Source organism: Marinobacter sp., assembly GCF_035268745.1.
Taxonomy (GTDB): domain Bacteria; phylum Pseudomonadota; class Gammaproteobacteria; order Pseudomonadales; family Oleiphilaceae; genus Marinobacter.
Genome location: NZ_DATFKH010000140.1, coordinates 1 through 1,678 on the forward strand (window position 1 = coordinate 1; position 1,678 = coordinate 1,678).

Annotated in this window: 3 protein-coding genes; 2 read left to right on the forward strand and 1 reads right to left on the reverse strand. The window is 54.9% G+C overall.

Annotated elements, in window-relative coordinates; translation table 11 throughout:
• Positions 1 to 204 (reverse strand): hypothetical protein (locus VJ956_RS11140; protein WP_414674433.1); only part of this gene is annotated, 204 nt, incomplete at its 3' end.
• A gap of 315 nt (positions 205 to 519) precedes the next feature.
• Between VJ956_RS11140 and VJ956_RS11145 the strand changes: the two genes are divergently transcribed.
• Entirely contained in the window at positions 520 to 1,275 is a 756-nt protein-coding gene (locus tag VJ956_RS11145; RefSeq protein ID WP_324084847.1) for an amino acid ABC transporter substrate-binding protein, read from the forward strand.
• 25 nt (positions 1,276 to 1,300) lie between these two features.
• Positions 1,301 to 1,678: ABC transporter permease subunit (locus VJ956_RS11150; RefSeq protein ID WP_324084850.1), on the forward strand; the 378-nt coding region annotated here is incomplete at its 3' end.

The following is a 1,678-nucleotide window of genomic DNA, read 5'->3' on the forward strand; positions in this document are numbered from 1 at the left end:
CTGATCGGCATTGAACTCTGAAAGCTCTTCGCGAACATCGTCACCGTGATCGATTTTGGCGGCAATACCGAGGAGTATATTCTCCACGTGGTCGCGAATTTCCTCGCGGGACAGGTGATGTTTCGACAGGCTTTCCCGGGCGTCGTGCTCCCAGATCGCAAGAATATCCTCCATCTTGGCTTCGATAAACTGACTCAGACGCATGGGTTACATCCTGGCTACTCAGCATTGCCTCCGGGCTGTCAGATTCGAAAGCGTACTGTGTTGTTGAGTATGTCTGCCTTGTGGGCAGGGTGGGACACTAGTTCATTAAACCGTAAACCAGATGCTGAATTTTGCCAACAATACTCTTGGGTCAGTTCACGGAATGGTCCCGGGCTTTGCCCGGATCCGCATCCCGGTGATGAACGCGCCAGCGCTGATGCCCGGTTCCTGGCACGATGACAGGTGAGGGGCATCATTGCCCAATTTTCACCCCTGACTATCCTTAAGGTAAGATACACCTTCAAAGGAGGTTTTATGAAAGCGCTATTGATCAATACGTTACTGTTATTTTCCCTGCTCGCAAGTGCTCCAGTGCTCGCTCAGGAAAACCCGATCAGAGTCGGAATGTCCGGCCAGTATTTCCCGTTTACCTTCGTGGAACAGGATGAGCTCAAAGGCTTCGACGTGGAAGTCATGAACGCGCTGGGCAAAGAGATGGGGCGAGACATCAAATACGAAACCGCCAACTTCTCTGGCCTGTTCGGTATGCTCGAATCGGGGCGTATCGACACCGTTGCCAACCAGATCACCATTACTGAAGACCGGCAAAAGGCCTATATTTTCAGTGATCCCTACGTATACGACGGCGCCCAGGTGGTGACCAAAGAAGGCAACACCGAGGTAGAAAGTGTGGAAGACCTGAAAGGAAAAACCGTTGCCGTAAACCTGGGTTCCAACTTCGAAGCCCTGCTGCGGGAGCTTCCCTACGCTGATCAGATCAATATCAAGACCTACGAGAGCAATCTGGAGCGCGATACTGCGCTGGGTCGTGTGGATGCGTTCGTTATGGACCGTGTCAGCGCCAGCCAGATCATCAAGGAGAAACCGTTGCCACTGGAGTTGGCGGGCTCACCCTTCTCCCGGATCATCAATGCCTATCCATTCCGCGACACCGAAGCCGGCCGCGCCCTCCGGGAGGAGTTCAACAAGGCACTGGCAACCCTGCGGGATAAAGGAACCCTGGCCGCCATTTCCGAGAAGTGGTTCGGCACCGATATCACCCGGCCCTGAGGGGCACACCAAGGTCTGATTCGCTATGGACGTGCTGAACGTCGAATACATGCTTGGACTGGTACCGGTATTGCTCAGGTACCTGCCGCTCACCCTGCAACTGGCCGGCGTGGGCATGGTGCTTGCCCTGATCCTTGCCTGCCTGTTTGCCGTGGTCCGGGTACTTCGCATACCGGTTCTTAACCAGCTGACCATCGTGTTTATTTCTTTCTTCAGGGGCACGCCTCTGCTGGTACAGCTGTTCCTGTTCTATTACGGGCTTCCGCAGCTGGTCAGCGCACTGACGGTGATAGACGGCATTACGGCGACCATCATGGGCCTGACCATGCACTTTTCCGCCTACATGGCCGAATCCATCCGCGCTGCCATTATCGGTGTTGACCGCAGCCAGACCGAAGCCGCG